The organism is Candidatus Pelagibacter sp. PS_40, assembly GCF_059417765.1.
Genome location: NZ_CM182064.1, coordinates 629314 through 654962 on the forward strand (window position 1 = coordinate 629314; position 25649 = coordinate 654962).

At 29.4% G+C, this 25649-nt stretch carries 30 protein-coding genes; 11 read left to right on the plus strand and 19 right to left on the minus strand.

What is annotated here, in order from left to right:
- Nucleotides 1–11: 11 nt before the first annotated feature.
- Both AC5SLW_RS03290 and AC5SLW_RS03295 read left to right on the plus strand, forming a co-directional pair.
- Nucleotides 12–752, plus strand: coding sequence for an amino acid ABC transporter permease (locus AC5SLW_RS03290; protein WP_494575786.1), 741 nt, complete (start codon nt 12–14; stop codon nt 750–752).
- Entirely contained in the window at nt 752–1015 is a 264-nt protein-coding gene (locus tag AC5SLW_RS03295; RefSeq protein ID WP_006996856.1) for a GNAT family N-acetyltransferase, read from the plus strand. The genes AC5SLW_RS03290 and AC5SLW_RS03295 overlap by 1 nt, the downstream gene beginning before the upstream one ends.
- Before the next feature lie 39 nt (nt 1016–1054).
- On the opposite strand, the gene AC5SLW_RS03300 is transcribed toward AC5SLW_RS03295, so the two are convergent.
- Genes AC5SLW_RS03300 through gatC form a run of 7 tightly spaced genes read right to left on the minus strand, consistent with a single transcriptional unit; the run spans nt 1055 to nt 7698 of the window.
- The gene (locus AC5SLW_RS03300; RefSeq protein ID WP_494575788.1) at nt 1055–1540 is read right to left on the minus strand and encodes a thermonuclease family protein; all 486 of its coding nucleotides are present in this window, start codon (nt 1538–1540) and stop codon (nt 1055–1057) included.
- The gene (locus AC5SLW_RS03305; protein WP_020169469.1) at nt 1503–2873 is read right to left on the minus strand and encodes an MATE family efflux transporter; all 1371 of its coding nucleotides are present in this window, start codon (nt 2871–2873) and stop codon (nt 1503–1505) included. The genes AC5SLW_RS03300 and AC5SLW_RS03305 overlap by 38 nt, the downstream gene beginning before the upstream one ends.
- Before the next feature lie 9 nt (nt 2874–2882).
- Entirely contained in the window at nt 2883–3788 is a 906-nt protein-coding gene (trhO, locus tag AC5SLW_RS03310) for an oxygen-dependent tRNA uridine(34) hydroxylase TrhO (RefSeq protein ID WP_020169470.1), read from the minus strand.
- The gene (locus AC5SLW_RS03315) at nt 3788–4438 is read right to left on the minus strand and encodes an O-methyltransferase (protein WP_020169471.1); all 651 of its coding nucleotides are present in this window, start codon (nt 4436–4438) and stop codon (nt 3788–3790) included. The genes trhO and AC5SLW_RS03315 overlap by 1 nt, the downstream gene beginning before the upstream one ends.
- A 36-nt stretch (nt 4439–4474) precedes the next feature.
- Complete coding sequence (gene gatB / locus AC5SLW_RS03320) at nt 4475–5953, minus strand: Asp-tRNA(Asn)/Glu-tRNA(Gln) amidotransferase subunit GatB (RefSeq protein ID WP_494575791.1); 1479 nt, start codon at nt 5951–5953, stop codon at nt 4475–4477.
- Entirely contained in the window at nt 5954–7411 is a 1458-nt protein-coding gene (gene gatA / locus AC5SLW_RS03325) for an Asp-tRNA(Asn)/Glu-tRNA(Gln) amidotransferase subunit GatA (RefSeq protein ID WP_494575793.1), read from the minus strand.
- A complete protein-coding gene (gatC, locus tag AC5SLW_RS03330; protein WP_006996849.1) occupies nt 7411–7698 on the minus strand; it encodes an Asp-tRNA(Asn)/Glu-tRNA(Gln) amidotransferase subunit GatC in 288 nt (95 codons plus the stop codon). The genes gatA and gatC overlap by 1 nt, the downstream gene beginning before the upstream one ends.
- A gap of 51 nt (nt 7699–7749) precedes the next feature.
- On the opposite strand from gatC, the gene ruvX reads away from it, so the two are divergent.
- Genes ruvX through AC5SLW_RS03365 form a run of 7 tightly spaced genes read left to right on the plus strand, consistent with a single transcriptional unit; the run spans nt 7750 to nt 14446 of the window.
- Complete coding sequence (gene ruvX, locus AC5SLW_RS03335; RefSeq protein ID WP_006996848.1) at nt 7750–8205, plus strand: Holliday junction resolvase RuvX; 456 nt, start codon at nt 7750–7752, stop codon at nt 8203–8205.
- Between the two features lie 42 nt (nt 8206–8247).
- On the plus strand, nt 8248–9189 hold the full coding sequence (locus AC5SLW_RS03340) for an aspartate carbamoyltransferase catalytic subunit (protein ID WP_271480960.1): 942 nt from the start codon (nt 8248–8250) through the stop codon (nt 9187–9189).
- A complete protein-coding gene (gene pyrC, locus AC5SLW_RS03345) occupies nt 9190–10476 on the plus strand; it encodes a dihydroorotase (RefSeq protein WP_494575796.1) in 1287 nt (428 codons plus the stop codon).
- Nucleotides 10477–10478: 2 nt separating this feature from the next.
- Nucleotides 10479–11054, plus strand: a complete 576-nt coding sequence (gene plsY, locus AC5SLW_RS03350) for a glycerol-3-phosphate 1-O-acyltransferase PlsY (protein ID WP_494575798.1) — start codon at nt 10479–10481, stop codon at nt 11052–11054.
- A gap of 37 nt (nt 11055–11091) precedes the next feature.
- Nucleotides 11092–13683, plus strand: a complete 2592-nt coding sequence (gene topA / locus AC5SLW_RS03355) for a type I DNA topoisomerase (protein ID WP_494575800.1) — start codon at nt 11092–11094, stop codon at nt 13681–13683.
- On the plus strand, nt 13680–13982 hold the full coding sequence (locus AC5SLW_RS03360) for a hypothetical protein (protein ID WP_494575802.1): 303 nt from the start codon (nt 13680–13682) through the stop codon (nt 13980–13982). Before topA ends, AC5SLW_RS03360 begins: the two co-directional genes overlap by 4 nt.
- 2 nt (nt 13983–13984) lie before the next feature.
- Entirely contained in the window at nt 13985–14446 is a 462-nt protein-coding gene (locus tag AC5SLW_RS03365; protein ID WP_494575804.1) for a RidA family protein, read from the plus strand.
- Here the strand turns inward: AC5SLW_RS03365 and AC5SLW_RS03370 are convergent.
- Both AC5SLW_RS03370 and AC5SLW_RS03375 read right to left on the minus strand, forming a co-directional pair.
- Nucleotides 14443–15741 (minus strand): UDP-glucose dehydrogenase family protein, encoded by a 1299-nt coding sequence (locus AC5SLW_RS03370; protein ID WP_271616148.1) that lies wholly within the window; start codon nt 15739–15741, stop codon nt 14443–14445. The two genes, AC5SLW_RS03365 and AC5SLW_RS03370, sit on opposite strands and share 4 nt — an antisense overlap.
- The gene (locus tag AC5SLW_RS03375; protein WP_494575806.1) at nt 15738–16553 is read right to left on the minus strand and encodes a sugar phosphate nucleotidyltransferase; all 816 of its coding nucleotides are present in this window, start codon (nt 16551–16553) and stop codon (nt 15738–15740) included. Before AC5SLW_RS03375 ends, AC5SLW_RS03370 begins: the two co-directional genes overlap by 4 nt.
- Nucleotides 16554–16557: 4 nt before the next feature.
- On the opposite strand from AC5SLW_RS03375, the gene panC reads away from it, so the two are divergent.
- Nucleotides 16558–17400: a pantoate--beta-alanine ligase gene (gene panC / locus AC5SLW_RS03380; RefSeq protein ID WP_494575808.1), complete on the plus strand. Its 843-nt coding sequence runs from the start codon at nt 16558–16560 to the stop codon at nt 17398–17400.
- Here panC and mgtE read toward each other — a convergent pair.
- Nucleotides 17397–18770 (minus strand): magnesium transporter, encoded by a 1374-nt coding sequence (gene mgtE / locus AC5SLW_RS03385; protein ID WP_494575810.1) that lies wholly within the window; start codon nt 18768–18770, stop codon nt 17397–17399. The genes panC and mgtE overlap by 4 nt on opposite strands.
- Nucleotides 18771–18831: 61 nt before the next feature.
- Here mgtE and lipB point away from each other — a divergent pair, with 61 nt between their 5' ends.
- Nucleotides 18832–19452, plus strand: coding sequence for a lipoyl(octanoyl) transferase LipB (gene lipB / locus AC5SLW_RS03390; RefSeq protein WP_027306998.1), 621 nt, complete (start codon nt 18832–18834; stop codon nt 19450–19452).
- On the opposite strand, the gene AC5SLW_RS03395 is transcribed toward lipB, so the two are convergent.
- The 9 genes from AC5SLW_RS03395 to rpsE are packed head-to-tail and all read right to left on the minus strand — an operon-like array spanning nt 19433 to nt 25649.
- Complete coding sequence (locus AC5SLW_RS03395) at nt 19433–20347, minus strand: RluA family pseudouridine synthase (protein WP_006996836.1); 915 nt, start codon at nt 20345–20347, stop codon at nt 19433–19435. The two genes, lipB and AC5SLW_RS03395, sit on opposite strands and share 20 nt — an antisense overlap.
- A gap of 24 nt (nt 20348–20371) precedes the next feature.
- Nucleotides 20372–20809 (minus strand): 50S ribosomal protein L17, encoded by a 438-nt coding sequence (gene rplQ / locus AC5SLW_RS03400; RefSeq protein WP_494574552.1) that lies wholly within the window; start codon nt 20807–20809, stop codon nt 20372–20374.
- On the minus strand, nt 20809–21837 hold the full coding sequence (locus tag AC5SLW_RS03405; RefSeq protein WP_006996834.1) for a DNA-directed RNA polymerase subunit alpha: 1029 nt from the start codon (nt 21835–21837) through the stop codon (nt 20809–20811). The genes rplQ and AC5SLW_RS03405 overlap by 1 nt, the downstream gene beginning before the upstream one ends.
- Entirely contained in the window at nt 21825–22292 is a 468-nt protein-coding gene (gene rpsK / locus AC5SLW_RS03410) for a 30S ribosomal protein S11 (RefSeq protein ID WP_494574554.1), read from the minus strand. Before rpsK ends, AC5SLW_RS03405 begins: the two co-directional genes overlap by 13 nt.
- Before the next feature lie 7 nt (nt 22293–22299).
- Nucleotides 22300–22683 carry a 30S ribosomal protein S13 gene (rpsM, locus tag AC5SLW_RS03415; protein WP_006996832.1) on the minus strand — a complete coding sequence of 128 codons (384 nt, stop codon included), beginning with the start codon at nt 22681–22683 and terminating at the stop codon, nt 22300–22302.
- A 55-nt stretch (nt 22684–22738) separates the two neighbouring features.
- The gene (locus AC5SLW_RS03420) at nt 22739–23380 is read right to left on the minus strand and encodes an adenylate kinase (protein WP_494574556.1); all 642 of its coding nucleotides are present in this window, start codon (nt 23378–23380) and stop codon (nt 22739–22741) included.
- A 4-nt stretch (nt 23381–23384) separates the two neighbouring features.
- Nucleotides 23385–24665 carry a preprotein translocase subunit SecY gene (secY, locus tag AC5SLW_RS03425; protein WP_006996830.1) on the minus strand — a complete coding sequence of 427 codons (1281 nt, stop codon included), beginning with the start codon at nt 24663–24665 and terminating at the stop codon, nt 23385–23387.
- Between the two features lie 10 nt (nt 24666–24675).
- Nucleotides 24676–25137, minus strand: coding sequence for a 50S ribosomal protein L15 (rplO, locus tag AC5SLW_RS03430; RefSeq protein WP_006996829.1), 462 nt, complete (start codon nt 25135–25137; stop codon nt 24676–24678).
- The gene (gene rpsE, locus AC5SLW_RS03435) at nt 25137–25649 is read right to left on the minus strand and encodes a 30S ribosomal protein S5 (protein ID WP_006996828.1); all 513 of its coding nucleotides are present in this window, start codon (nt 25647–25649) and stop codon (nt 25137–25139) included. Before rpsE ends, rplO begins: the two co-directional genes overlap by 1 nt.

Here is a 25649-nt window from a genome sequence, read left to right on the forward strand (position 1 = left end):
TAACTTTAAGAGTGAAAAATTTACTTTTTTTACTTTTAATTTTACCCCTTACCTCTTGTAGTGGTCAGGAATTGGGTTGGTTTATTCTATCACCTAACAATGTTGAAGGTTTAACAAACCTAAAATTTTTATTAAGTGGTTTAACTACAACTATTTATATTTCAGTAGTATCTATAATTATATCTGCAATTTTAGGGTTTATCGTTGCAATTCCTTCTTTAGCTAAGAATAAATTTTTAACATACATAAATATTGGATATGTGGAAATTATAAGAGCAATACCGTTACTTGTTTTAATATTATGGATTTATTATGGTTTACCTATAATGACTGGGTTAAGTTTCAGTCCATTTGTGTCTGGAATAATTGCGCTGGCAATAAGTGAAAGTGCTTTTCAAGCAGAAATTTTTAGAGCAGGAATAAACTCAATTAAAAAATCACAATGGGAAGCAGGCTCATCACTGGGTTTAACTTTTTATAAAAGGTTAAGATTAGTAATTCTTCCACAAGCAATTAAAAATATCCTTCCTGCATTAGGCAACCAGTTTGTATATGTATTAAAAATGTCTTCATTGGTATCAATTATAGGTATTGGTGACTTAACAAGAAAAGCAAATGAATTAGTTGTGTCAACCTATAGACCATTAGAAATTTATACATTTTTAATCTTGGAATATTTAATTTTGATATTAATTGTTTCTTTCATAGTGAGAAAATTTGAAAAAAAACTTAAACAAGATGGTAATAATTAATGAGTAATTTAGACTATGATGTTGAACTAAATGATGGTGTTATTACTTTTAAAAACATTAATACTACACTTGGTTTTGTTCGGTATAATGAGACAGCCGAAGTGGAGTATATTTTTGTTAACCCCATGTTTAGACGTCAAGGACTTGCTAAAAAACTATTAAGTATCGTTGAGGAAAAAACTAAAATCAAACCCACACCTCAAGACCCAATCAGTCCTTTAGGTGAAAAGCTCTTTAAAATTAATAAACAAGAGATTAACTAGAATTTTGGAGCACCTGTTAACAGAACTACCCTATTAGCTTTAATTTTTCTTAGATTTTCTGTAATCCCAAGGATAATCAAATTCCATAGACCACATACCTATTTTATTAATTCTTGCATAATCTTCATCAGATACAAATTTTTTTGAATACCTTCTATAGGCAAATGCATAGCCACTTCTAACTAAATAACTTGATAAGCTTTCATTATTAACAAAACATTCGGCCAGTGTTCTTTTGTATTGATCTTTTCCTTCACTAATACATTCAACATTATTGTTTGAAATTTTATCAATAAGGATTTGTTTTGCTGTAATTCCACAAGGATCCTTAGCTCCTTTGTTAAGGCAAGTTTGTTTTAATTCAGGTGTATCTATCCCTATAAATCTAATTTTTTCTCCATTAAGATGAATTGTGTCTCCATCTACAATTTTAATTGTTTGAGATTTGACTTGGTTAATAGTTAAAATAAATATTAGTGCGGAAACACTAATAAGAAAAATGGCTTTTTTTTTGTTTAAAAACATTATTTAAAAAATATCCAATAAAGATGATTACTGCAATACCCATAAACCAATTGGTTGCCATGATGGTATAAAAAATATCCGCATAATCTCCTCCTCTAATATTAATTACATACCATAATGATAAGAACGGAAATGCAGTTAACCTTAGAACGCTTAAGTAAAGACTATAAATTGGTTTTTTAAGTGCCTGAAAGACTGCTGTTGTAATAAAGAATACTGGGTAAATAGGAGCTATTAATGCAGCAACTTTTAAATATATAGCACCATGATAAATAGCTTCTACATTATCTGTAAACTGAGATACAAAAAACTCTGCACCGAAGAATAAAACCACACCTGCTACGGCCATAAACGATGATCCAAAAAATAATGCCTTAGTATAAAGCTCTCTAATACGGTTATAATTTTTAGCACCAAAGTTTTGTCCACCGATAGAAAGTACTGCTGTATTTAAACCAATTACTGGAAGTAAGAAGACTTGTTCAACTCTTAAAGCTGCACCATAACCTGCTGTTGCAAGATCACCAAATTGTCCAATAAAATATAATATGTTAAAAATACCTACTCCAATAAACAACATACTAATCATAATTGGCATTGCTTGTGTGAACAATTCTTTAAGAAGAATAAACTTAGGAATAAAGCATTTAATAGATAAATATTTTCTTAATTTACATGAGTTAATTTTATAGGCTAAATAAATAGTACCAATAGATTGAGCGATAACAGTTGCTATTGCAAGGCCACCTATACCATAAGCTGGAACAATTCCGTATCCCCAGATAAATAATGGGTTTAAAAAAATATTTAAAAAGAAGCTAAAGATAAGAACATTTCTATAACTTTTAGTATCTCCCTGTGCATTTAAAGCTCCATTTAAAGAGATTTGGATCATAACTATAAATGTTCCATAAAAAATTATATCTAAATACTCTCTAGTTAAAGCGATACCAGCAGCATCAGAGCCCATAACGCTCAAGAGAAAATCAGAAGCGTTTAATCCAAATAAAGTAACAACAATAGAAGTGACCAATGAAAAAATTACTGATTGGGCAATAAATAGTGAAGCTTTATTAATTTTTTTAGCACCTAATAAATTGCCAATACATGAGTTCGTTGCAGCACCAATACCAACACCAACAGCAATGATGACAAAGTATATGGGAAATGACTTAGCAATAGCACCTATAGCTTCTGCAGAAATTCTACCCGCAAACCAGGTATCAACTAAATTATAAAATGTTTGAAATAATGAACCAACACTTGCTGGGATGGTTACTTTTCTAAGTAACTCCCAAATTGGATCTTTAGTTAATTTAATGGCTTTGGACAATTATTTTTCCTATTTAAATTCTTTTTGAAATATATGCTTCGATCCACTCTTTTTAGCAAGGTTTATTTGCTTTTGTCTCATTCGAAATCTCTCTTTTTGAGTTTGAGTTAAATTATCATGACAATTTACGCATGAAACACCCTCCTCATATTTTTTAGACTTCTTATCTTTTGGTGAAACTGGTTTTCTACATCCACTACACATTGAGTATGTACCAGTTACTAATCCATGTTTAACACTGATTCTGTTATCAAAGACAAAACATTCCCCATTCCATAAACTTTCTTTTTTTTTAATATTTTTTAAATAATTTAAAATTCCACCTTTTAGCTGATAAACATTTTTAAAACCTTTTTTTTCTAAAAATACCGAAGCTTTCTCACATCTTATTCCACCAGTACAAAACATTGCAATTGGTTTCGTTTTTTTTAGTTTATTTAGGTATTTTGGAAATTCTCTAAAATTAGCAACATCAGGATTAACTGATCTTTTAAAGGTGCCCACATTATATTCAAATGGTTTTCTAGAATCTAGAACTAATGTGTCTTTATCATTAATTAACTTATTCCATTTTTTAGGATCTATATGATTATTTTTCTTATTTTTTGATGACAAAGAAAGACCCATGGGAACTACTTCTTTTTTAATTTTTACTTTTGGCTTATGAAATGGTTGAAATTTACTTTTTGAAATATTTTCACTATCAAACTTTTTAAAATTCAATATCTTTTTAATCTTGTTGATAGTTGACTTTAGATCGTTAGCTTTTCCTGAGATTGTTGCATTTACTCCTTCATTAGCTATAATTATTGTTCCTCGAATATTTTTTTTAATCAAATAATCCTGTAGTAAAATCTTATTTTTTTTTAGAGAAGTGAGTTTTTTAAATTTATAAAAACCAAAAACATCAAACATTATATCACTCTACAAACAGTCATACCGTCACCTAAAGGGACAATGATTTGCTCCACTCTTTTATCGTTTGCAACATAAGTATTAAAATCTCTAATATTTACAGTGAATTTATCTAAATTATCTTCATCAGCGACCTCACCATGCCATAAAACATTGTCTACAATAATCAATCCTCCTTTATCTAATAACTTCAGTGATTTTTCATAATATTCTTTATAATTCATTTTATCGGCATCAATAAAAACCATATCAAATTTACTATTCTTTAATTCATCTAAACTATCTAATGCAGGCTTAACAATTGTTTGAATTTTATTAGTAAGATTAGCTTTTTTAAAAAAACTTACTGCAATCTTGTTGGTTTCTTTGTCTTTATCTAGCGCTATAAGTTTGCCATCATCTGGTAATGCTAAAGCTATTGAAAGTGCACTTAACCCAGTAAAAGTACCAATTTCAAGTACATTTTTAATGTTAGAAGTTTTTATAATTAAATGAAGAAAATGACATTGAGATGTTGCTACTTGCATTCTCTTAACGTCTCCAAGTGTATTATTGTATTCGATTATTTCTTGCTGGATGGGATTTAACTTTAAACTAAAATTATTTATATATTTTTCAAGCTTTTCAGTAATTCTAATTGCTTTACCCATGGTATTTTAAGTCCTTTGTATCTACCTATTTTAAGACTATTGAAGTTTTTTCTTTAATATTTCATTTATTAGTTGTGGATTAGCTTTACCACCTGAAACTTTCATTGCTTGACCTACAAAGAAACCAAATAGCTTTTCTTTACCATTCTTATATTCAATAGCTTTTTCTCTATTAGTATCAATTATTTTATCTATTAACGCTTCTAAAGCTTTAGGGTCACTTTCCTGTTTTAAACCTTTTTCTTCAACAATTATTTGAGGATCTTTGTCTTCATCAATCATCAATTCAAATATTGTTTTAGCTATTTTTCCAGAAATTGTTCCATTCTTAATTAGATTAATTAACTTTGCTAAATTTTTGGCACTTATTGGACTTTGTGTAATTTCTAAATTTTTATTATTTAAAATAGCAAACAATTCACCTGTAATCCAGTTAACTGCTAATTTCATATCTCGGTTCTTGCCCATTTTAGCAACAACTTCTTCAAAATATTTAGCTGTTTCAATATCTGATACTAAAATTGTTGCTTCGTAAGCAGAGACTTTAAACTCATCAATAAATCTTTTTTTCTTATCGTCTGGTAATTCTGGGATATCTTTTTTAAGTTTTTCTATAAATTCATCTGTTACTTCTAATGGTAATAAATCTGGATCTGGAAAATATCTATAATCATGAGCATCTTCTTTAGATCTCATAGATCTTGTTTCATTTTTCTTAGTATCAAATAATCTTGTTTCTTGATCAATTGTTTTACCTTCTTCAATTAAATCAACTTGTCTATTAGCTTCATAATCAATAGCCATTTGCATAAATTTAATTGAGTTAACATTTTTAATCTCACAACGAGTTCCGAGTTTATCAGAGCCTTTAATTCTAACAGAAATATTGACATCAGCTCTCAAAGAGCCTTCCTGCATATTTCCATCACACGTACCAAGGTATCTCATAATAGATCTTAATTTTTTAATATAAGCACTAACTTCATCTGGAGTTCTCATGTCTGGTTTGCTAACAATTTCCATCAAAGCTACACCAGATCTATTTAAGTCAACCAATGTATTTTGTGGGTCCATATCATGAATACTTTTTCCAGCATCTTGTTCTAGGTGCAACCTTTCAATCCCTACTTCTTTTTGGCCATGTGCCATATCAAGAATAACTGTACCCTCTCCTACTATTGGATACTTAAACTGTGAGATCTGATAACCTTGTGGAAGATCTGCATAAAAATAATTTTTTCTATCAAAAACTGATCTTTTATTAATTTGAGCTCTTAAACCTATGCCCGTTTTAATTGCTTGTTTTACACAGTACTCATTAATAACCGGAAGCATTCCTGGAAATGCTGCATCTACTAAACTTACTTGTGTATTAGGTTCAGCACCGAATGTTGTTGATGAAGATGAAAATAATTTTGAATTTGATGTAACCTGAGCATGAACTTCAAGACCAATTACCACTTCGTAAACATTGTCTCGTCTTTCGATTAAGTATTCTGAATTATCTTTAGTCATTTATTTAATCCACCAGTCAGTAATTTTGTTTTTAAACTGGATTTTCTCTTCCATAGCATAAGCAATGTTTAAAATATTTTGTTCATCAAAAGCTTTACCAATAATTTGTAGTCCCAATGGATAACCTTTAACATCTATTCCTGCTGGAATTGAAATTGCTGGTAATCCAGCTAAATTCACTGGAACTGTAAATATATCATTTAAATACATTGAAACTGGGTCATTAGTTTTTTCACCAATTTTAAAAGCAGCACTTGGTGTTGATGGAGTTAAAATTGCATCAACTTTTTTGTAAGCTTCATCAAAATCATTTTTTATTAATTTTCTAACTTTTTGTGCCTTTAGGTAATAAGCATCATAATAACCAGAGGACAAAACATAAGTCCCAATCATTATTCTTCTTTGAACTTCACTACCAAAACCTTCAGATCTTGTCTTTTCATACATATCAATAAGATTTTCACCTTTAGATCTAAAACCATACTTAACGCCATCATATCTTGCTAAGTTTGATGAAGCCTCTGCAGGAGCCACTATATAATAGGTAGGTAAAGCATAGTTTGTATGAGGTAATGAAATTTCTACAATTTCAGCACCACAATCTTTTGCATACTCAATACCCTTAGTCCATAAATCCTCTATTTCTTTTGGCATTCCATCAACTCTATATTCTTTAGGAATTCCAATTTTCTTACCTTTAATATTATTTGTTAATTCTTTACTGTATTCATTTCTTTTAAAATCAATTGATGTTGAGTCTTTTTCATCATAAGTGCTAATTATTTCTTGAAGCAATGCACAATCTTTTACATCTTTAGACATTGGCCCTGCTTGATCTAATGAAGATGCAAAAGCAACAATTCCATATCGTGAACAACTTCCATAAGTAGGCTTTAATCCAACGGTACCTGTAAATGAAGCAGGTTGTCTAATAGAGCCACCTGTATCAGTTCCAATTGTAATAGGCGTTAAATTAGCTGCTAGAGCTGATGCAGAGCCCCCTGAAGAGCCACCTGGTACTAAACCTTTGTCTATTGGACTTTGTACATTTCCAAAAAAACTAGTTTCATTAGATGAGCCCATTGCAAATTCATCACAATTTAACTTACCAAGTAATATCGCACCTTCATTCCAAATATTTTGAGTAACGGTAGACTCGTATGGTGGAATAAAATTATTTAAAATTTTACTACCTGCTGTAGTTTTTACATCTTTGGTACAAAACAAATCTTTAACTGCCATTGGAACACCCGGAAGTTTTAAATCAAAATTTGGTTTTTGATCAAAACTTTTAGCTTTCAAAAGTGCGTTAGAAAAATCTTCTGTTATGTATGTATTTAAATCTCTAGATTTTTCTCCTCTATCAATAAAAGCTTTGGTAGTTTCTTCAGAAGAAATCTTTTTATCTTTAATATTTTTAACTAATTCAGTTAAAGTGAGTGATGTAATATCAGACATTATTCAACAACCCTTGGTACTACAAAAAAATCTTCATTTTCCTCTGGTGAGTTTTTTAATATTTGATCTCTTATATTTTCACTTTTAACCTCGTCGGCTCTTAATTTTAATGTGGTCTCTGCAACAGAAGTTAAAGGCTCAATATTATCAGTATTGAGTTCATTTAATTTTTCAATGAAATCAAATATAGAGTTGAGATCTCCAGCTAATTTATTAGCTTTTGCATCATCAACTGAGATTCTTGATAATTTAGATATATGCTTTATTGTTTTAAGATCAATTGTCATGTGGTAATTAAATATGTCGGCAAACTATCACTTAAGTATAAAATATACAATATGATCACAATTGAAGATTTTAAAATAAAACACACAAATAAGGTGAGATTTATTGGTTTAGATTTAGGGTCTAAAAGAATTGGTGTCTCAATTTGTGATGAAAGACAATCCATAGCCACACCCTTTAAAACCATAAACAAAACCAACACAAACGAACTAATTGATGAACTTAAGATAATAATTAAAGATAATAATATTGGTGGAATAATTGTAGGGAACCCAGTTAATATGGATGGCAGTCTAGGTAGATCAGCTCAATCAGTTAATGATGTTGCATCAAATATATCAAAATCTATAGACCTACCAGTAATTTTGTGGGATGAGAGACTTTCAACAGTTGGAGCATTTAATCTATCGAGTTTATTAGACGTTAACGTTTCAAAAAGAGTTAAAACAATTGATCAAAATGCTGCAGCCTTTATTTTACAAGGGGCAATAGATTTTTTAAATAATTAATACTTGCCATAGTGATGGTTAATAGTTATAGAGTTAATTTTAATGGCAACCAAAATAAATAAAGCTATTAAAATCTCTCAAAAACACCTCCTAGGTATTCAAGATCTATCAATTAATGATGTTAATCTTATTTTAGAAGAAGCTAAAAGTTTCATCAAATTAAATCAAAGTAAAAACAAAAGATTAAATGTCTTGAGTGGTAAAACTCAAATTAATTTGTTTTTTGAGCCTTCTACTAGAACACAGAGTTCATTTGAATTAGCTGGAAAAAGATTAGGTGCAGATGTTATGTCAATGAATATGGCAAATTCAGCTATCAAGAAAGGTGAAACACTAATAGATACCGCAATGACTTTAAATGCAATGCATCCTGATATAATTGTAATTAGACACCAAGATTCAGGAGCGTGTAATCTTTTATCACAAAAAGTAAATTGCGCAGTACTTAATGCTGGAGATGGAAGCCGTGAACACCCTACTCAAGCTTTACTAGATGCTTTAACAATTATAAATCGAAAAAAAAAAATTGAAGGTTTAAGAGTTGCAATTTGTGGTGACATAACTCATTCACGTGTTGCAAGATCAAATATTTATCTTTTAAATATGCTAGGTGCAGAAGTTAACATTATTGCACCATCAAATTTAATGCCAAAAGAAATAGAAAAGTTTGGGGTTAATACTTTTACAGATATGAAAAAAGGTTTGAAAGATTGTGATATTGTAATGATGTTAAGGTTACAAAATGAAAGGATGACTAGTTCTTTCTTGTCTTCTAATAGAGAGTACTATGAATATTATGGACTAACTCCAGATAAACTTGCTCATGCAAAAGATGATGCTTTAATTATGCATCCAGGCCCTATGAATAGAGGGATCGAAATTGACACTAAATTAGCAGATGACATTAACAGAAGCGTAATTAAGGAACAGGTTGAACTAGGTGTTGCAGTAAGAATGGCTTGTTTAAAAATATTTTGTGAATAAATGAAAAAACAATACTTTATAAATGCAAATATAATTGACCCTTATAACTCTATCAATGAGAATGGCGGATTAATTATTGGAGAAGATGGCTTTATTGAAGCTGTTGGTAAAAAAGTAAATACTAATAACATTCCTTCAAGAGAAAAAGTAATAGATTTAAATGGCAAATATATATTCCCAGGTCTAGTTGATATGCGTGTCTTTGCAGGTGAACCTGGTTATGAATATAAAGAAAATTTTAGAACGCTAAGTAATGCAGCTCTTGCAGGAGGTGTTACTTCAGTTGTTACTATGCCTAATACTGACCCAATTATAGATAACGTTTCAATAGTAGATTTTTTAAAAAGACGTGGAAGAGATAAATCTAAAATAAATGTTTTTCCAAGTGCTGCTCTTACCAAAAATATTGAAGGAACTAGCATGACTGAATTTGGTCTACTTCAAAGCAGAGGAATAATTGGATTTACTGATGGAGTTAAAACAATTCAAAATACTAGATTAATGTCACGCATAATGAATTCAGCTAAAGACTTAGGCACACTGATCATGCAACACGCAGAAGATTATGATTTATCCAAAAATGGAATGATTAATTCTGGAATTATTGCAACTAAACTTGGATTATCTGGAATACCTGCTGTTGCTGAAAGAATAATTATTGAAAGAGATTTAACGTTACTTGAAAACATTAAATGCAGATATCACATATCACAAATTTCAGCTGCTAAATCAGTAGAAATTATCGAGGAAAGAAAAAATAAAGTTAAATTTACGACAGGTGTATCCATAAATAATCTTTCATTAAATGAAAATGATATAGGAGATTTTAGAACTTTTTTAAAATTATCACCGCCATTAAGAACTGAAGAAGATAGAATTGCTTTAGTACAAGGATTAAAAGATGAAACGATAGACGTTATTGTGTCTGATCACAAACCAGAAGACGAAGAGCAAAAAAGATTAACATTTGCACAAGCGTCTACAGGGGCCTCTGGAATAGAAACGCTTTTATCATTAAGTCTAGAATTATATCACAATGGCTCTGTTAAATTAGAAACTATCATTAAAGCTTTAACATCAAACCCTGCAAAAATTTTAAAAATTGATAAGGGTAATCTTTCAGTGGGCAATGAAGCAGATTTTTGCATTGTAGATATTGATAAACCTTGGGTTGTCAAAAAAGATAAACTTATCTCCAAATCAAAAAATACCTCTATTGAAGACAAAAAACTCCAAGGAAAAGTCACTAATACATTTGTAAAAGGTGAAGAATTATTTAAGTTATAATAATGGAATATTTAATTGTTGCATTAAGCTCATATTTATTAGGATCAATACCCTTTGGTTTTATACTTACAAAAATATTTTTAAAAAAAGATATTAGAGATATTGGCTCAGGAAACATTGGAGCTACAAACGCCCTTAGAACAGGTAATAAAACATTAGGCTACGCAACTTTACTACTGGATATAACAAAAGCTGTATTGCCTGTTTTATATGTAAAATTTAATTATCCTGATTATATCTTTATTGCATCATTAAGTGCATTTTTAGGTCATGTTTTTCCAATATGGCTTAAGTTTAAAGGAGGCAAAGGTGTTGCAACATATGTTGGTATATTATTTTCTATAAACATCTTTTTGGGTTTGGTATTTATTATTAGTTGGGCTGTTACATTTCTTATTTCAAAATACTCATCACTTTCATCACTAGTTGGTAGTTTAATGGTGCCAATGTATTTAATAATTTTTGAAAATTATAATTCAATATTTTTCATAATAATGTTTGTGCTTATATTCTACACGCACAGAGAAAACGTCAAACGATTGAAAAACAAAGAAGAAACTAAGACTAAAATTTATTGATTTGACTATCTAAGTCTTTTAAGTAATTTGTTTAGTAATGAATCTTGTAGTCGTAGAAAGTCCAGCTAAAGCAAAAACTATCAACAAATATCTTGGTGATGAATATATTGTTTTAGCGAGTTATGGTCATATTAGAGACCTTCCCTCAAAAAATGGTTCTGTTGATCCAGAAAATAATTTTAAAATGGAATGGGAAGTTGATAGTTTTTCTAAAAAATATCTTAAAGAAATTACAGATGCAGCTAAGATTTCATCAAAAATCATATTAGCAACTGACCCAGACAGAGAGGGAGAAGCAATTGCTTGGCATGTTAAAGAATATTTAAATGAAAAAAAATTAATTAAAGACAAGCATATAGAAAGAGTTGTTTTTAATGAAATTACAAAAAAAGCTGTTATTCATGGAATTGAAAACCCTCGACAAATAGAGCCATTACTTGTTGATGCCTATATGGCTAGAAGAGCCTTAGACTATTTAGTTGGCTTTAATATATCACCAATTTTGTGGACAAAGTTACCAGGTTCTAAATCTGCAGGTCGTGTTCAGTCAGTTGCCTTAAAATTAATTACAGAACGAGAACATGAAATAGAGCTTTTTGATCCTGAGGAATTTTGGACTTTAAGTATTCAATTCAACGATAGTGATAAAAATTCTATATTAGCAAGTATCACTCAATTGAACGATAAAAAAATTGAAAAATTTTCTTTTAAAAATAAAGCTGAAATTGATAAAGCAATGGAAGAGGTTAAATCTAAGAATTTCAATATAAATGACATCTCTAGCAAAGTTGTTAATAGAAACCCTTCTGGTCCTTTTACTACCTCCACATTACAGCAAGTTTCTTCTGGTAGGTTAGGATTTGGAGCGTCACGTACAATGCAAATAGCTCAAAAACTTTATCAAGGTATAGAAATTGACGGTGAAACTATTGGTCTTATCACGTATATGCGAACAGATGGCACTAACCTGTCCAAAGACGCTATAGATACTTTTAGAAAATATATAAAAAATGAATTTGGTGATGAGTATGTTCCAGATAACGCTGCAAGTTACTCTGGAAAAAAAGCTAAAAATGCTCAAGAGGCACATGAAGCAATTAGACCCACAGATATAATGCGAGCACCAGATACAGTTAAAAAATACCTAAGTCCAGATCAGCATAAATTATATGATTTAATTTGGAGTAGAGCCCTATCCTCTCAAATGAAACCCGCTCAATTTGATAGAAATACTATAACGATATCTTCGGATGATAATGGAACAATTTGTAAAGCTAGTGGATCTGTTATTAAATTTGAGGGCTTTTTAAAGGTTATGAAGGATAACAAAAAAGATGATGATGAAGATATCCTTCCTGAAATGAACAAGGGCCCCGTTAATATAGAATCTTTATTAGATGAACAGCATTTTACACAGCCACCACCAAGATACTCAGAAGCAAGTTTAGTTAAAAAATTAGAAGAATTAGGTATTGGGAGACCTTCAACATATGCAAGTATAATATCTGTTATATCTACTAGAGGATATGCGGAAACAATTAATAAAAGATTTCACCCAACTGATCGTGGTAAATTAATTTCTGCTTTTCTTGAAAAGCTTTTTTCTAAATATGTTGACTATAATTTCACTGCAAGTTTAGAAAATCAACTAGATGATATTACTACTGGTAAGGAAGGATGGATAAAAGTTCTAGAGTTATTTTGGAAAGACTTTAATCAAAACGTATCTGACGTTAAAGAGAAAAGAACTAGAGAAGTTTTAGATCTATTAAACGATAGTCTAGGTAGTTTAATTTTTGAAAGAGATGCAGATGGAAATATTAATAGACAATGCAAGTTATGTGACAGTGGATCATTAAGTTTAAAGAATAGTTTTAGGGGTGGTGCTTTTATTGGTTGCTCAAATTATCCAGATTGTAAATTTACCAGACCCCTGTCTAAAGCAAAAGCAGCTGCTCAATCTCAATTAGCTGAACCAAAATTTATAGGTAAGCATGAAAATGGAAATGACATGTACCTTAAAAATGGAAGGTTTGGTCCCTATTTACAGTATGAAAAAATTGAGGAAATAAAAGATGAGATTATAATTGAAACAAAAAAGAAAAAAAAAACAAAAAAAAAGAAGATAGAAAAAGAAGATAATAATTTAAGAAATGTCTCAATACCTAAAGGAATTACATTAGATAGCGTGGATCTTGATAGAGCTAAATTTTTATGCTCGTTACCAAAAAGTTTAGGCATTAACCCTGAAAATCAGAAAGATATAATATTAAACTCAGGAAGATTTGGCCCATATTTGAAATGTGAAAACAAATCAGCAAGAATTGAAAATGTTGAGGAGATCTTCTCAATTGGGCTTAATAGAGCAATAACTCTAATAGCAGAGGCTAAACCTGGTAGAATGTCAGCATCAATTATAAAAGATCTAGGAGAACACCCTGAAGACAAAAAACCTGTTAGAGTAATGAAAGGACAATATGGGCCTTATATTAAATATAAATCTCTTAATGCAACAATTCCAGAGGAAAAAGACCCTTTAGAACTTAATATGGAAGAAGCTTTAATATTAATTGAGAAAAGAAAAGAATACGATAAAAATAAAAAAGTTAAAAAAAAGAAAAAGAAATGAAAAAAATAATATTTATAACATTTATTACATCAGCACTTATGTCTAATGCTATGGCTGAAAAAATTGATTGTAATCAGTTTGAAAAGGTTAGTGCTAAATACATAGAGTGTTCAGCAAAAAATCTAAAAGAAAAATCTTCAAAACTTAAATTAAAAGCAACGGTTGGAGCTGAAGAACTTAAAGATAAAATAACTACTAATGCTAAGAGTGGAAAAAAGAAATTTGACAAACTTAATTTAAAAGAAAAACTTGTTAAATTTAAAAACAGTAAAACATTAACTGAATTTATGGAGAAATAATCATGTCATATGAAAATAAAATAAAAGAATTAAAGTTAGAGCTGCCAGAAGCAAGAGATCCTGTTGGATCTTATGTTGCATCAAAACAAATTGGTAAGATGTTATTTATCTCAGGACAAATTTCTACTGCAGCAAATGGAGAATTAATCAAAGGTAAGGTTGGTAAGGATCTAAAAACTGAAGATGGATATGAAGCAGCTAAACGTTGTGGTATAAACATAATATCTCAAGTTAAAAAAGCTTGTGGCAATGATCTTTCAAAAGTAAAATCTTGTATAAAGCTCACAGGATTTGTTAATTCAACAGAAGATTTTACAGAACAACCCAAAGTAATAAATGGTGCTTCAGATTTAATAGTTTCAGTTTTTGGAGACTCTGGAATGCATACAAGAGCAGCTGTTAGTACAAACAGTTTGCCGCTTGGTGTGTCCGTTGAGGTTGATGCTATTTTTGAATTAAATTAATTTCCAATACTAAAATATTTAATCTTATTATCTTTCATTTTATCAACTGAGTAAATATTTCTCATATCAAAAATTGAGAATTTTTTATTTTTCACATCTTTTTTAAAATTAATATTTTTAAAATCATTCCATTCTGTGTGAATAATAATTAAATCTGATTTTTTAATTGCATCTTTAATGTTGGTTGAAAAAATAACATTCTTAAATTTTTTAAAATCTGGTTTTTCTCCAGTTGGATCAAAATAATTTATTTTTGCACCTTTTTTAATTAATGCAGGAATCATTGTTAGACTAGAAGAATCTCTCATATCATCTGTGTTGGCTTTAAATGTTACTCCTAAGAAACAAACATTTTTATTTTTTATTTTATTTTTTAAAATCTCGAAAACTTTTTTTAGCATTAGTGATGATCTATTTTCATTTGATTTAATAACACTTTTAATCACTGTTAAATTAGTTTTGAATTTATTTGCAGTGGCTGTAATGGCCTTAGTATCTTTTGGAAAACAAGATCCACCATAAGCAGGACCAGCTCTTAAAAAACGACTACCAATTCTATTATCGAGGCCCATACCGATAGAGATATCTTCAATGTTAACATTAATTTTTTCACATAAATTGGCTAGTTCATTAATAAAAGTAATCTTTGTTGCTAGAAAAGCATTAGAAGCATATTTTATTAATTCGGCTGCTCTTCGAGACGTATTAACGTATTTTGCACCTTTTGATATCAATGGCGAATAAAGATTTTTTAAAATCTTATTAGATTTTTTATTATGAGTCCCAATAACTACTCTATCAGGGTAGGTAAAATCTCTTATAGCATCACCTTCTCTTAAAAATTCAGGATTTGAAACCACTGAAAAAAGTTTTTTTGATACTTTTTTTGAAATAATCTTTTCTATTTCGTCTCCTGTTGTCACAGGTACAGTAGATTTAGTTATAATAATTTTAAACTTTTTAATAGATTTGCTAATTTCTTTTGCAACATTGTATACCTGACTTAAATCAGCATTATTACCATTTTTTTTAGTGGGAGTGCCAACGCAAATAAAAATAATATCCGATTTTGAAATTGAATCTTTTAAATTTGTAGAGAACTTTAAACGATTATTTTTATAATTTTTAATGAGTAATTCTTCTAAACCAGGTTCATATATTGGGATAATACCATTTTTTAAGTTTTCAATTTTATTTAAATCTTTATCAACACAAATAACGTCATTTCCTAAATCTGAAAAACAAACTCCACTAACTAAACCGACATACCCCGTTCCTATCATGCAAAGTTTCATTGTTTAGAAATCTCCAACGTTGATTTAATATAACCCTTCATTGTTCCACAATCTAAGTATTTACCTGAAAAATTGTGACCAATAAATTGATTATCATCTTCTATTAAAGCTTGGATAGCGTCAGTGATATGAAATTCACCACTTTTACCTGGTTTAAGAGATTTTAATTTAGAAAAAATTGTTTTAGGTAATATATATCTTCCTATTACAGCATTATTAGAAGGTGAAGTTTTTATAGAAGGTTTTTCAACAACATTATTTATAATAAAATTATTTTTATCAATTTTTTTTCTGATGTTGTAGATACCCCACCTAGATACATCATTTTTATTAACCTTCATACTTGCCATAACTGATGCTTTAAACTTATTATGCACGTCAATCATTGACTTAGAGCAGTTTTTTTTAATTATCAAATCATCAGGTAATAACATTAAAAAATATTTATCTGTAATAAATTTTTTAGTCTTGTAGACAGCATCACCAGTTCCTAATGGTTTGTCTTGAAAAACAAATTTAATCATTTTTTTATATTTGAGAATTTTTTTATATTCTTTGATAATTTTTGGATCATTTTTTTTCTTGATAATATCTTTATAAAATTTATCATTATAAAAATATTTCTTTATCATCAATTTTTTTTTAGAAATAATAAATACAATTTCCTTAATACCAGCCTCAATACATTCTTCGATAATATATTCTAAGCCTGGTTTTCCATTAATAGGTAGAAGCTCTTTAGCAAAAACACTTGTTAGTGGTAGTAGTCTAGTACCAAGACCAGCTAAAGGAATTATAGCTTGTTTAATCATATAAATGTTTTACTTATTAATATTCTTATTACAAATGAAATTAATAAAATTAAAAACTGATTTAATTAAGGCAATTGAGTTAGATAAAAGATTAGGTTTTGTCCCAACAATGGGAAGTTTACACGAAGGTCACAAGACATTAATCAAGACATCACAAAAAAACTGCAAAAAAACATTAGTCAGTATTTTTATTAATCCAACTCAATTTAATAATAACAAAGATTACAAAACATACCCTAAAAATTTAAAGCAAGATTTGAGTTATCTTAAAAAACTTAAAGTTGACTATGTATATTTACCAACCATTAAACAAATTTATTGGAAAAAAAATAATGAAATCAAACTAAATAAATCACAAAAAATATTGTGTGCAAAATTTAGAAAAGGACATTTTGAAGGTGTACTTGATGTTTTGGATCGTTTTATTGAATTAATTTCTCCACAAAAAATGTTTATGGGAGAAAAAGATTTTCAACAATTTTTCTTGGTTAAAAACTATATTGAAAATAAACACAATACCAAAGTTCAAGTATGTAAAACAGTCAGAGAACAAAACAAACTAGCTTTATCTTCCAGAAACTCTTTATTAAATAAGAAAAGTTTTATTAATTCGGGAATAATTGCAAAAAAATTATTATCTTTAAAAGATGAAATTCTGAAAAACAAAAAAAATTACAAAAAAATGATATTTAGTTTAAAAGAAGAACTATCTAAAAATTTTGATATTAAAATTGAATATTTGGAATGTAGAAACACACATAATTTAAGCACAAATATTACGAACAAACCTTTTAAACTTTTTGTGGCTTACTATATTAATAACGTACGATTAATTGACAATTTTTAGAGAAAATAAGCACTAACACCAAGAAATGAAACAAAACCTATAACATCAGTAATAGTTGTTACAAACACACTTGATGCAATAGCAGGATCTATATCCATTTTTTTTAAAGTTATAGGTACTAAAATTCCAAATAAACCTGCAACAATCATCGTAACTATCATTGACATAGAAATTATTAAAGAAAGTAGAGAGTCTTGAAACCAAACTTGAACTACTAAAGCACTTATTATTGCAAATATAATGCCATTTAAAATACCAATATTAAATTCTTTTAAAATATTTTGTGTAAAATTGTTTTTAGTTAAGTCATTGGTTGCTAATGTTCTTACAGTTACTGCCAAAGTTTGCATTCCAGCATTACCACCCATAGATGCAACAATTGGCATAAGAAATGCGAGCACTACCATTTGTTCAATTGTAGCACCAAATAAACTAATAACCCACGTTGCAAGAAATGCTGTAAATAGGTTTAATAAAAGCCAGTTAAATCTTCTTCTAGTTTTCTTAAAAACTCCATCAGTAATTTCTTCATCCCCTACCCCAGCTAATCTCAAAGCATCTTCTTCAGCTTCTTCTTTTAATACCGTTAAGACATCATCATACATGATCATACCAACCAACTTGTTTGATTTGTCGACAACAGCCGCTGAATTTAAGCTATAGTTTTCAAACACGTTACCAACTTCTTCTTTGTCCATGTCTACTGGAATAAGTAGTTGAGATTCTGACATAATAGAAAGCATTTTAGTTTCTCTCGAAGTAGTTAAAACTTTAGATGATGGAACGGTTCCAATAGGTTTAAAACCCTCATCAATAATAAAAATTTCTAAAAATTCTTCCGGTAAATCTTTATTTTCTCTTAAATAGTCAATTGTTTGACCAACAGACCAATTACTAGGAACAGCCGTGAACTCACGTTGCATTATTCTAGCAGCTGTGTCTTCCGGATAACTTAAGCTTTCCAGTAAAGCAAATCTATCTTTTGGAGGTAAGGAGCTTAATATTGTATTCTTATCTTTTTCATCAACATTTTCTAAAATTGTAATCGCATCATCAGATTCAAGATTTTTTAAAAGTCTAACAATAGTATCAGGTGAAAGATAAGCTATGATTTCAGACTGCACCGACTCGTTTAATTCAATAAAAACTTCTGGATCTATATTGAAATTATTAAGTTTAATTAAGCTTTCTCTATCATTTTGACCAAGATGTTCAATTATATCAGCCGCATCAGCAGGGTGCATCTCATTAAAAGAATTAGTAATAAATTGAGCATCATTGTTAGCAATCTTAGAAGTAACAACTTTTATGTACTCTTTATTAAACTCAAAATTAACTTTTTTATCTTTTATTTTTTTTATTAAAGACATAAATTTACCTATAAATCAATTTTGCACTAATAGAGCATAATAAAAATAATACAATTTATAAATGAATATAGAGATTAAAAAGTCAATAAAACCAATAAAATATGAAGATGCAATAAAACTACTTGAAGAAAGATTATTGCAGATAAACAATGGTCAAAAAGAGGATTTAATATGGATCTTAGAACATGAAGAGGTTTATTCTGCAGGTACGAGCTATAAAGAAAAAGAAATTCTTAATAAAGATATTAGTCTAGTAAAAACAAACCGTGGAGGAAAAATTACTTATCATGGTCCAGGTCAATTGATTTGTTATTTTGTGATAGATTTAAAAAAAAGAAAAAAAGATATAAGAAAATTTATAACTTTAATTGAAGAGACGATTATTGACAGTTTATCAAAATTTAATATCAAGACATTTGGTGATCCAAAAAACATTGGTATTTGGACTGACCATAAAGGTAAAATTAATAAAGTTGCAGCAATTGGTGTAAGAGTTAGTAAGTGGATAGCTTATCATGGGTTTGCAATAAATATTAATAACGATCTTTCAAAATATAAAAATATTATTCCATGTGGTATTTCAGACAAAGGCGTAATCAATCTTAAAGAAATTAAAGATCAAGACTATAAGAATTTAGATGAAATTATTATTGAAACCTTTTCTAAGAATTTGGAAATCTAAGTCTTTTTGTCTTTAAAAGTTTTTTAAAATAATCTGGTAATAATGCTGTGTAGGTATATTTTTTATCATTAATCATAAATTTAATTTGATATGAATGAAGCATTAAATTTTTATTTATTGCTTTATCTGTGTTACTAAATTTATATTTTTGATCCCCATAGATTGGGCATCCTACAGCGTAAAGTTGCTTTCTTAATTGATGTTTTCTTCCTGTGATTGGTTTCATTTCAACTAGACTACATATAGAATTTTTATCTAACACTTTGTAAAGTGTTCTAGCTTTTTCAACTACCTCTCTATCATTATCATATCTGGTTAAATCATCATTCCACTCACCAGAGTCCTTTTGCAATTCTCCATGGCATATAGCCAGGTAAGTTTTATGAACTTTTCGAAGTCTAAATAAAGAGGTTAATAACTGAGCGGATTGTCTGTGTTTAGCCATAATAAAAACTCCAGATGTATCTTTATCAAGTCTATGTACAGAAAATGGTTTTGTGTCCTGAAAAATTTCACTACGAGCAAATATATCTACAAGATTTTTTTTAGATTTGGTTCCACCTTGAACTGAAATGCCAGAGCTTTTATTAAGAACAATGAAATCATCATTATTATCAATTATTAATTCTTCATTTTCTTTAATAACTTCTTCTGAAGGTACAAATTTAATTGTTTTTTGAACAATTGTTTCTTTAAAATCAAAGTTGAATAAATCTATAGTGTCACCTGTCTTTACTTTATGAGAGCTTTTAATTTTTTTATTATTGATTTTAACTTTTCCACTTTTTAAACTTTTTTCAATTAGACCTTGAGGGTAATTGCCAAGATTATTACGTATCCACCTATCGATACGCATATCGTTAAACGTTGAATCAACGTTAAAAGACTTTTTCATGATGATATAATTTTATATAAAAAATTAAGCAGTAGCTAATTTTTTCTCTTCAGTTTTATCTTTAGCTGGATCTTTTTTCTTTCTATCAACTCTTTTTGCCTCAACATCTCTATCTACAAATTCAATTACAGCCATAGGTGCATTGTCACCATATCTAAAGCCAGCTTTGATGATTCTTGTGTAGCCACCATTTCTTGTTTCATATCTTTTTGATAATGTTTTTTTGACTTTATTTGCAGATGTTATGTCTTGTAATTTAGACATTAACATTTTTGTAGTTTGAAGAGTCTCTTTTTTTCCTAAAGTTATGATTTTATCAGCTTGAGGTTTTAAGAATTTAGCTTTTGGAAGTGTTGTAGTGATCTGCTCATATTTTATTAAAGAATTAAGCATATTCTTCAATAAAGCTTTTCTATGTTCAGAAGTTCTATTTAACTTCTTATTAGCCATTCCATGTCTCATTAGATTTGCTCCTCTAACTTTTTAGACATTTCAGCTATATTTTCTGGTGGCCAGTTCGGAATCTCCATACCTAAGTATAAAGACATACCAGTTAAAACTTCTTTTATTTCATTAAGTGATTTTCTTCCAAAGTTAGGTGTTCTAAGCATTTCACCTTCTGACTTTTGAACTAGATCTCCAATGTAAATAATATTATCATTTTTAAGACAATTCATAGAACGCACAGATAATTCAAGTTCATCAACTTTTCTTAATAAATTCTTATTGAATTCAGGCTCAGATGAAACTTCTTTTACAGGTACTTCAACAGGTTCGTCAAAATTAACAAACATATTTAGTTGATCTTGGAAAATTCTAGCAGAATAAGCAACGGCATCTTCAGCAGAAATTGATCCATTAGTTTCAACTTCCATAATTAATTTATCATAATCAAGGGCTTTTCCTTCTCTTGCTGTGCTTATAGAGTAAGAAACCTTCTTAACTGGACTATATAAAGAATCTATAGCAATTAATCCCAAAGGTGGTTCTTCTGGCTTGTTCATTACTGCAGGAACGTATCCTTTACCTGTTCCAACATTCATTTCCATATGGAAATGCGTATTTTCATCTAAATTACAAATAACCAGATCAGGATTTAAAATTTCAATATCAGCAACTGGTGCTATGTCAGAAGCTTTAATTTCTCCAGGACCTTTAGCATCTAAAATAAGTTTTTTAGTAGTTTCTGATGAGCTTTTTAAAGCTAATGATTTAACGTTTAAAACTATGTCAGTAACATCTTCTCTAACACCTTTGATAGATGTAAATTCATGTAAAACACCATCAATTTGAATTGAAGTTACAGCAGCACCTCTGATTGATGAAAGTAAAATTCTTCTTAAAGAATTACCTAAAGTTAAACCATATCCTTTTTCTAAAGGCTCTGCGATAATTTTTGCATGTGACTTGTCATCACTAATTTTAACATCTAATTGAGCTGGTTTAATTAATGCTTTCCAATTTTTAGCATTTACATTTAAACTTTCCATTTATTAAACTCTCCTTTTTTTGGTGGTCTTACGCCGTTATGTGGCATTGGTGTTGTATCTTTTATTGAAAGAATCTTAAATCCTCTCGCTTGTAAAGCTCTTAATGCAGTTTCTCTTCCTGAACCAGGTCCTTTAACTTCAACTGACAAAGTTTTCATTCCATATTCTAAAGCTTTAGATGCAGCAGAATCTGCAGCAATTTGTGCAGCATAAGGTGTTGATTTTCTTGAACCTTTAAAACCTTTTTGTCCAGCGGATGCCCAAGAAATTACATTTCCATTAGTATCTGCAATTGAAATTATTGTATTGTTAAAAGTAGACTGTACATAAGCAATACCATTAAGAATATTTTTTTTTATTTTCTTTTTTTTGGAATAAGAGCTTTTCTTAGATTTTTTATCTACTTTTTTTTCTACAACAGCATCTTTATTCTCAACTTTATCTACTTTAGCCATAAATTAATTATTTTTTAAGTGGAGTTAATTTTTTACCAGCAATTGCTATTGCTTTACCTTTTCTTGTTCTTGCATTACATCTTGTTCTTTGTCCTCTAACAGGAAGTTTTTTTCTATGTCTAGATCCCCTGTAGCAAGCAAGGTCAATTAATCTTTTAATAGTTAAAGAGTAATCTCTTCTAAGATCACCTTCGACTTTAAAATTTGCATCAATGTATTCTCTAATTTTTAAAATATCTTCGTCAGTTAGTTCATTTATTCTTTTTGCTTTAGGAATTTCTAAAGAAGTACAAATTTGGCTAGAAAATTTATTACCAATACCATAGATGTACGTTAGTCCTATGTGGACAAGTTTGTTTTGTGGAATGTTTACACCTGCTATACGAGCCATATTTTTGAGAATAAATTTAGCCTTTTATATAAGAAGATGTTCCAAAGTCAACGTCTTAAACCTTAAGAATTTCATTAATTTTATTGGTTATTTGATCAATTTCACCTGCTCCATCAATTTCAGTGAAATTTGAATTTTTTGAATAGAATTCTAACACTGGTTTTGTTGAAGACATATAAGTGTCATATCTAGAAATAACAATTTCAAGATTGTCATCTTTTCTTTTCTTTAAGTGTTCAACACCACAAGGATGAAGCTCTATTTGCTCCTTATTAAAATATTCATTTAACGTCATATTACATTTTTCACAGGTCATTCTGCCCAAAATACGTTTTTCTATAATGTCTCTTGATACATTTAAGAATATAGTATGCCCTATTGTTTGTTTGAACTCGTTTAATAAAACCTCTAAATTAATAGCTTGTTCAACATTTCTTGGATAGCCATCAAAAATAATTCTATCTCTATATTTTAAATTAGTTAAAGATTGTCTTAATAAAGTGTTTACGATCTCATCTGAAACAAATTTGCCATTAGATATTAACTTTTCTATATCCACTCCAAGATCAGTTTTAGATTTAACTTCATCTCTTAATAGATTTCCTGTTGATAATTGGAAGTAATTATGTTTTTTAACAATAGATTGAGCTTGAGTCCCCTTACCCGCTCCTGGAGGACCAAAAAGAATTATATTCACTTAATTATTTTCCGAATTTTGTTTTTTTAATTAATTGCTCATATTGAGAGCTCATTAATCTAGTTTGGATTTGTGTAACGGTATCAATTGCAACTACAACAACAATCAAGATTGAAGTCCCACCTAAATAAAAGGGTATTGGATAATTAGCAATTAGAAATTCTGGCATTAAACAAACTATTGTTAAATACAATGCTCCAATTGTCGTAAGTTTTGTCACAATTTTTTCAATATACAAAGCTGTATTTTCACCTGGTCTAATCCCAGGTACAAAACCACCATATTTTCTTAAGTTATCAGCGGTCTCAGTTGGATTAAATGTTATGGATGTATAGAAAAAAGTAAAAAATATTATTCCAGAAGCATAAAGCAACATGTAAAGAGGTTGTCCTTGTGTAAAGTATGAACTTAAATTTAAGAATGTGTCATTGTCTGAAAAACTAAAATTAGAAAAAGTAACAGGCAATAATAATAAAGCTGAAGCAAAGATTGCTGGAATAACACCGGCTTGGTTAATCTTTAAAGGTAAATGAGAAGATTCACCACCGTACATTTTATTTCCCATTTGTCTTTTAGGGTAATTTATTAAAATTTTTCTTAATGCTCTTTCCATGAAAACAATGAACATAATTGTTGCGACTAATAATACAAAAATCCCAATAATCATAATTGTAGATACTGCACCCGTTCTACCCAACTCGAATGTAGTAACTAAAGCACGTGGAATTTCAGCAACAATACCAGCAAAAATAATCAACGAAATACCATTACCGATACCTCTTTGTGTTATTTGTTCACCAAGCCACATTAAAAACATTGTACCAGCAACAATGGTTGATACCGCTGTTATAGTAAAAAATAAGCCTGGATTAATAACTAAGTCAGCAGAAGATTGTAAACCTATAGATAATCCGTAACCCTGAATAGTAGCAAGAATTACAGTTCCATATCTTGTGATTTGAGTTATTTTTGCTCTTCCAGTTTCACCTTGTGCCTTTAAATTTTTAAAGTAATCAGATACGCCAGTTAATAACTGAACTATGATTGAAGATGAAATATAAGGCATAATTCCAAGTGCGAATATAGCCATTCTACTTACAGCCCCGCCTGAAAAAACATTGAACATTCCAAGTAATCCTTTTTGATTACCACTCATCATTGTTTGTAATTGCTCAGGGTCAATGCCTGGAATTGGCACAAAAGTACCAAATCTATAAACTGCTAAGATAAATATTGTAAAGATTATACGATTTTTAAGATCATTAGTTTGAGAAGAAGAGCTCATAATATCTTAATTATTTTTTTAGTTGTATTGTTCCGCCAGCTTTCTCTAATTTTTCTACAGCAGATTTAGAGATTAAGTCAGCTTCGATATTAACTTTATCTTTAATTTCACCTGTACCTAGTATCTTTAATTTTTGTGAATTTTTATTGATCAATTTAAGTTTTTTAAGTAATGCCATATTAATAACATCACCAGAATTGATTGTTTTTTCAGTTATAAAAGTTTGAATTTTTTCCAAGTTCATTATTGCAATAACAGCTTGGTATCTCTTAATTGCATTAAAGCCTCTTTTAGGTAATCTTCTATATAAAGGCATTTGACCACCTTCAAAAGCTTTAATAGCAACACCAGATCTAGATTTTTGACCTTTAACACCTCTGCCAGATGTTTTTCCTTTTCCAGAACCGATACCTCTACCGACTCTCATCTTTTTTTTGTATAAAACTTTTCCTGTAGTATTTAATGTAGTCATTATCCTCTTTTTTCGATTACATCAGAAATTTTTTTATTTCTAATTGTTGCAATATGCTTTGGTGAATTTTGTTTTGAAAGAGCTTTCATCGTCGCTCTTATCATATTGTGAGGGTTTGATGTACCCATTGATTTAGCAACTATATCTTTAATTCCTAAAACTTCACAAACTGCTCTTACAGGACCGCCTGCAATAATACCTGTTCCCTTAGGAGCAGATCTTAAAATAATTTTACCAGCACCATCTTTACCATAAACATCATGATGAATAGTTCTACCTTCTCTTAGCGGCACATGGATTAAAACTCTTCTTGCTGTTTCATTGGCTTTTTTAATTGCATCAGGCACCTGTTTGGCTTTAGCATGTGCTACTCCAATTTTACCTGCTTGATTACCAACTACAACTAAAGCTGAAAAACCAAATCTACGACCACCTTTTACTACTTTTGTAATTCTGTTGATGTGAACTAATTTTTCTAAAATACCGTCGTCTTTTTTGTCTTTAAAATCCAT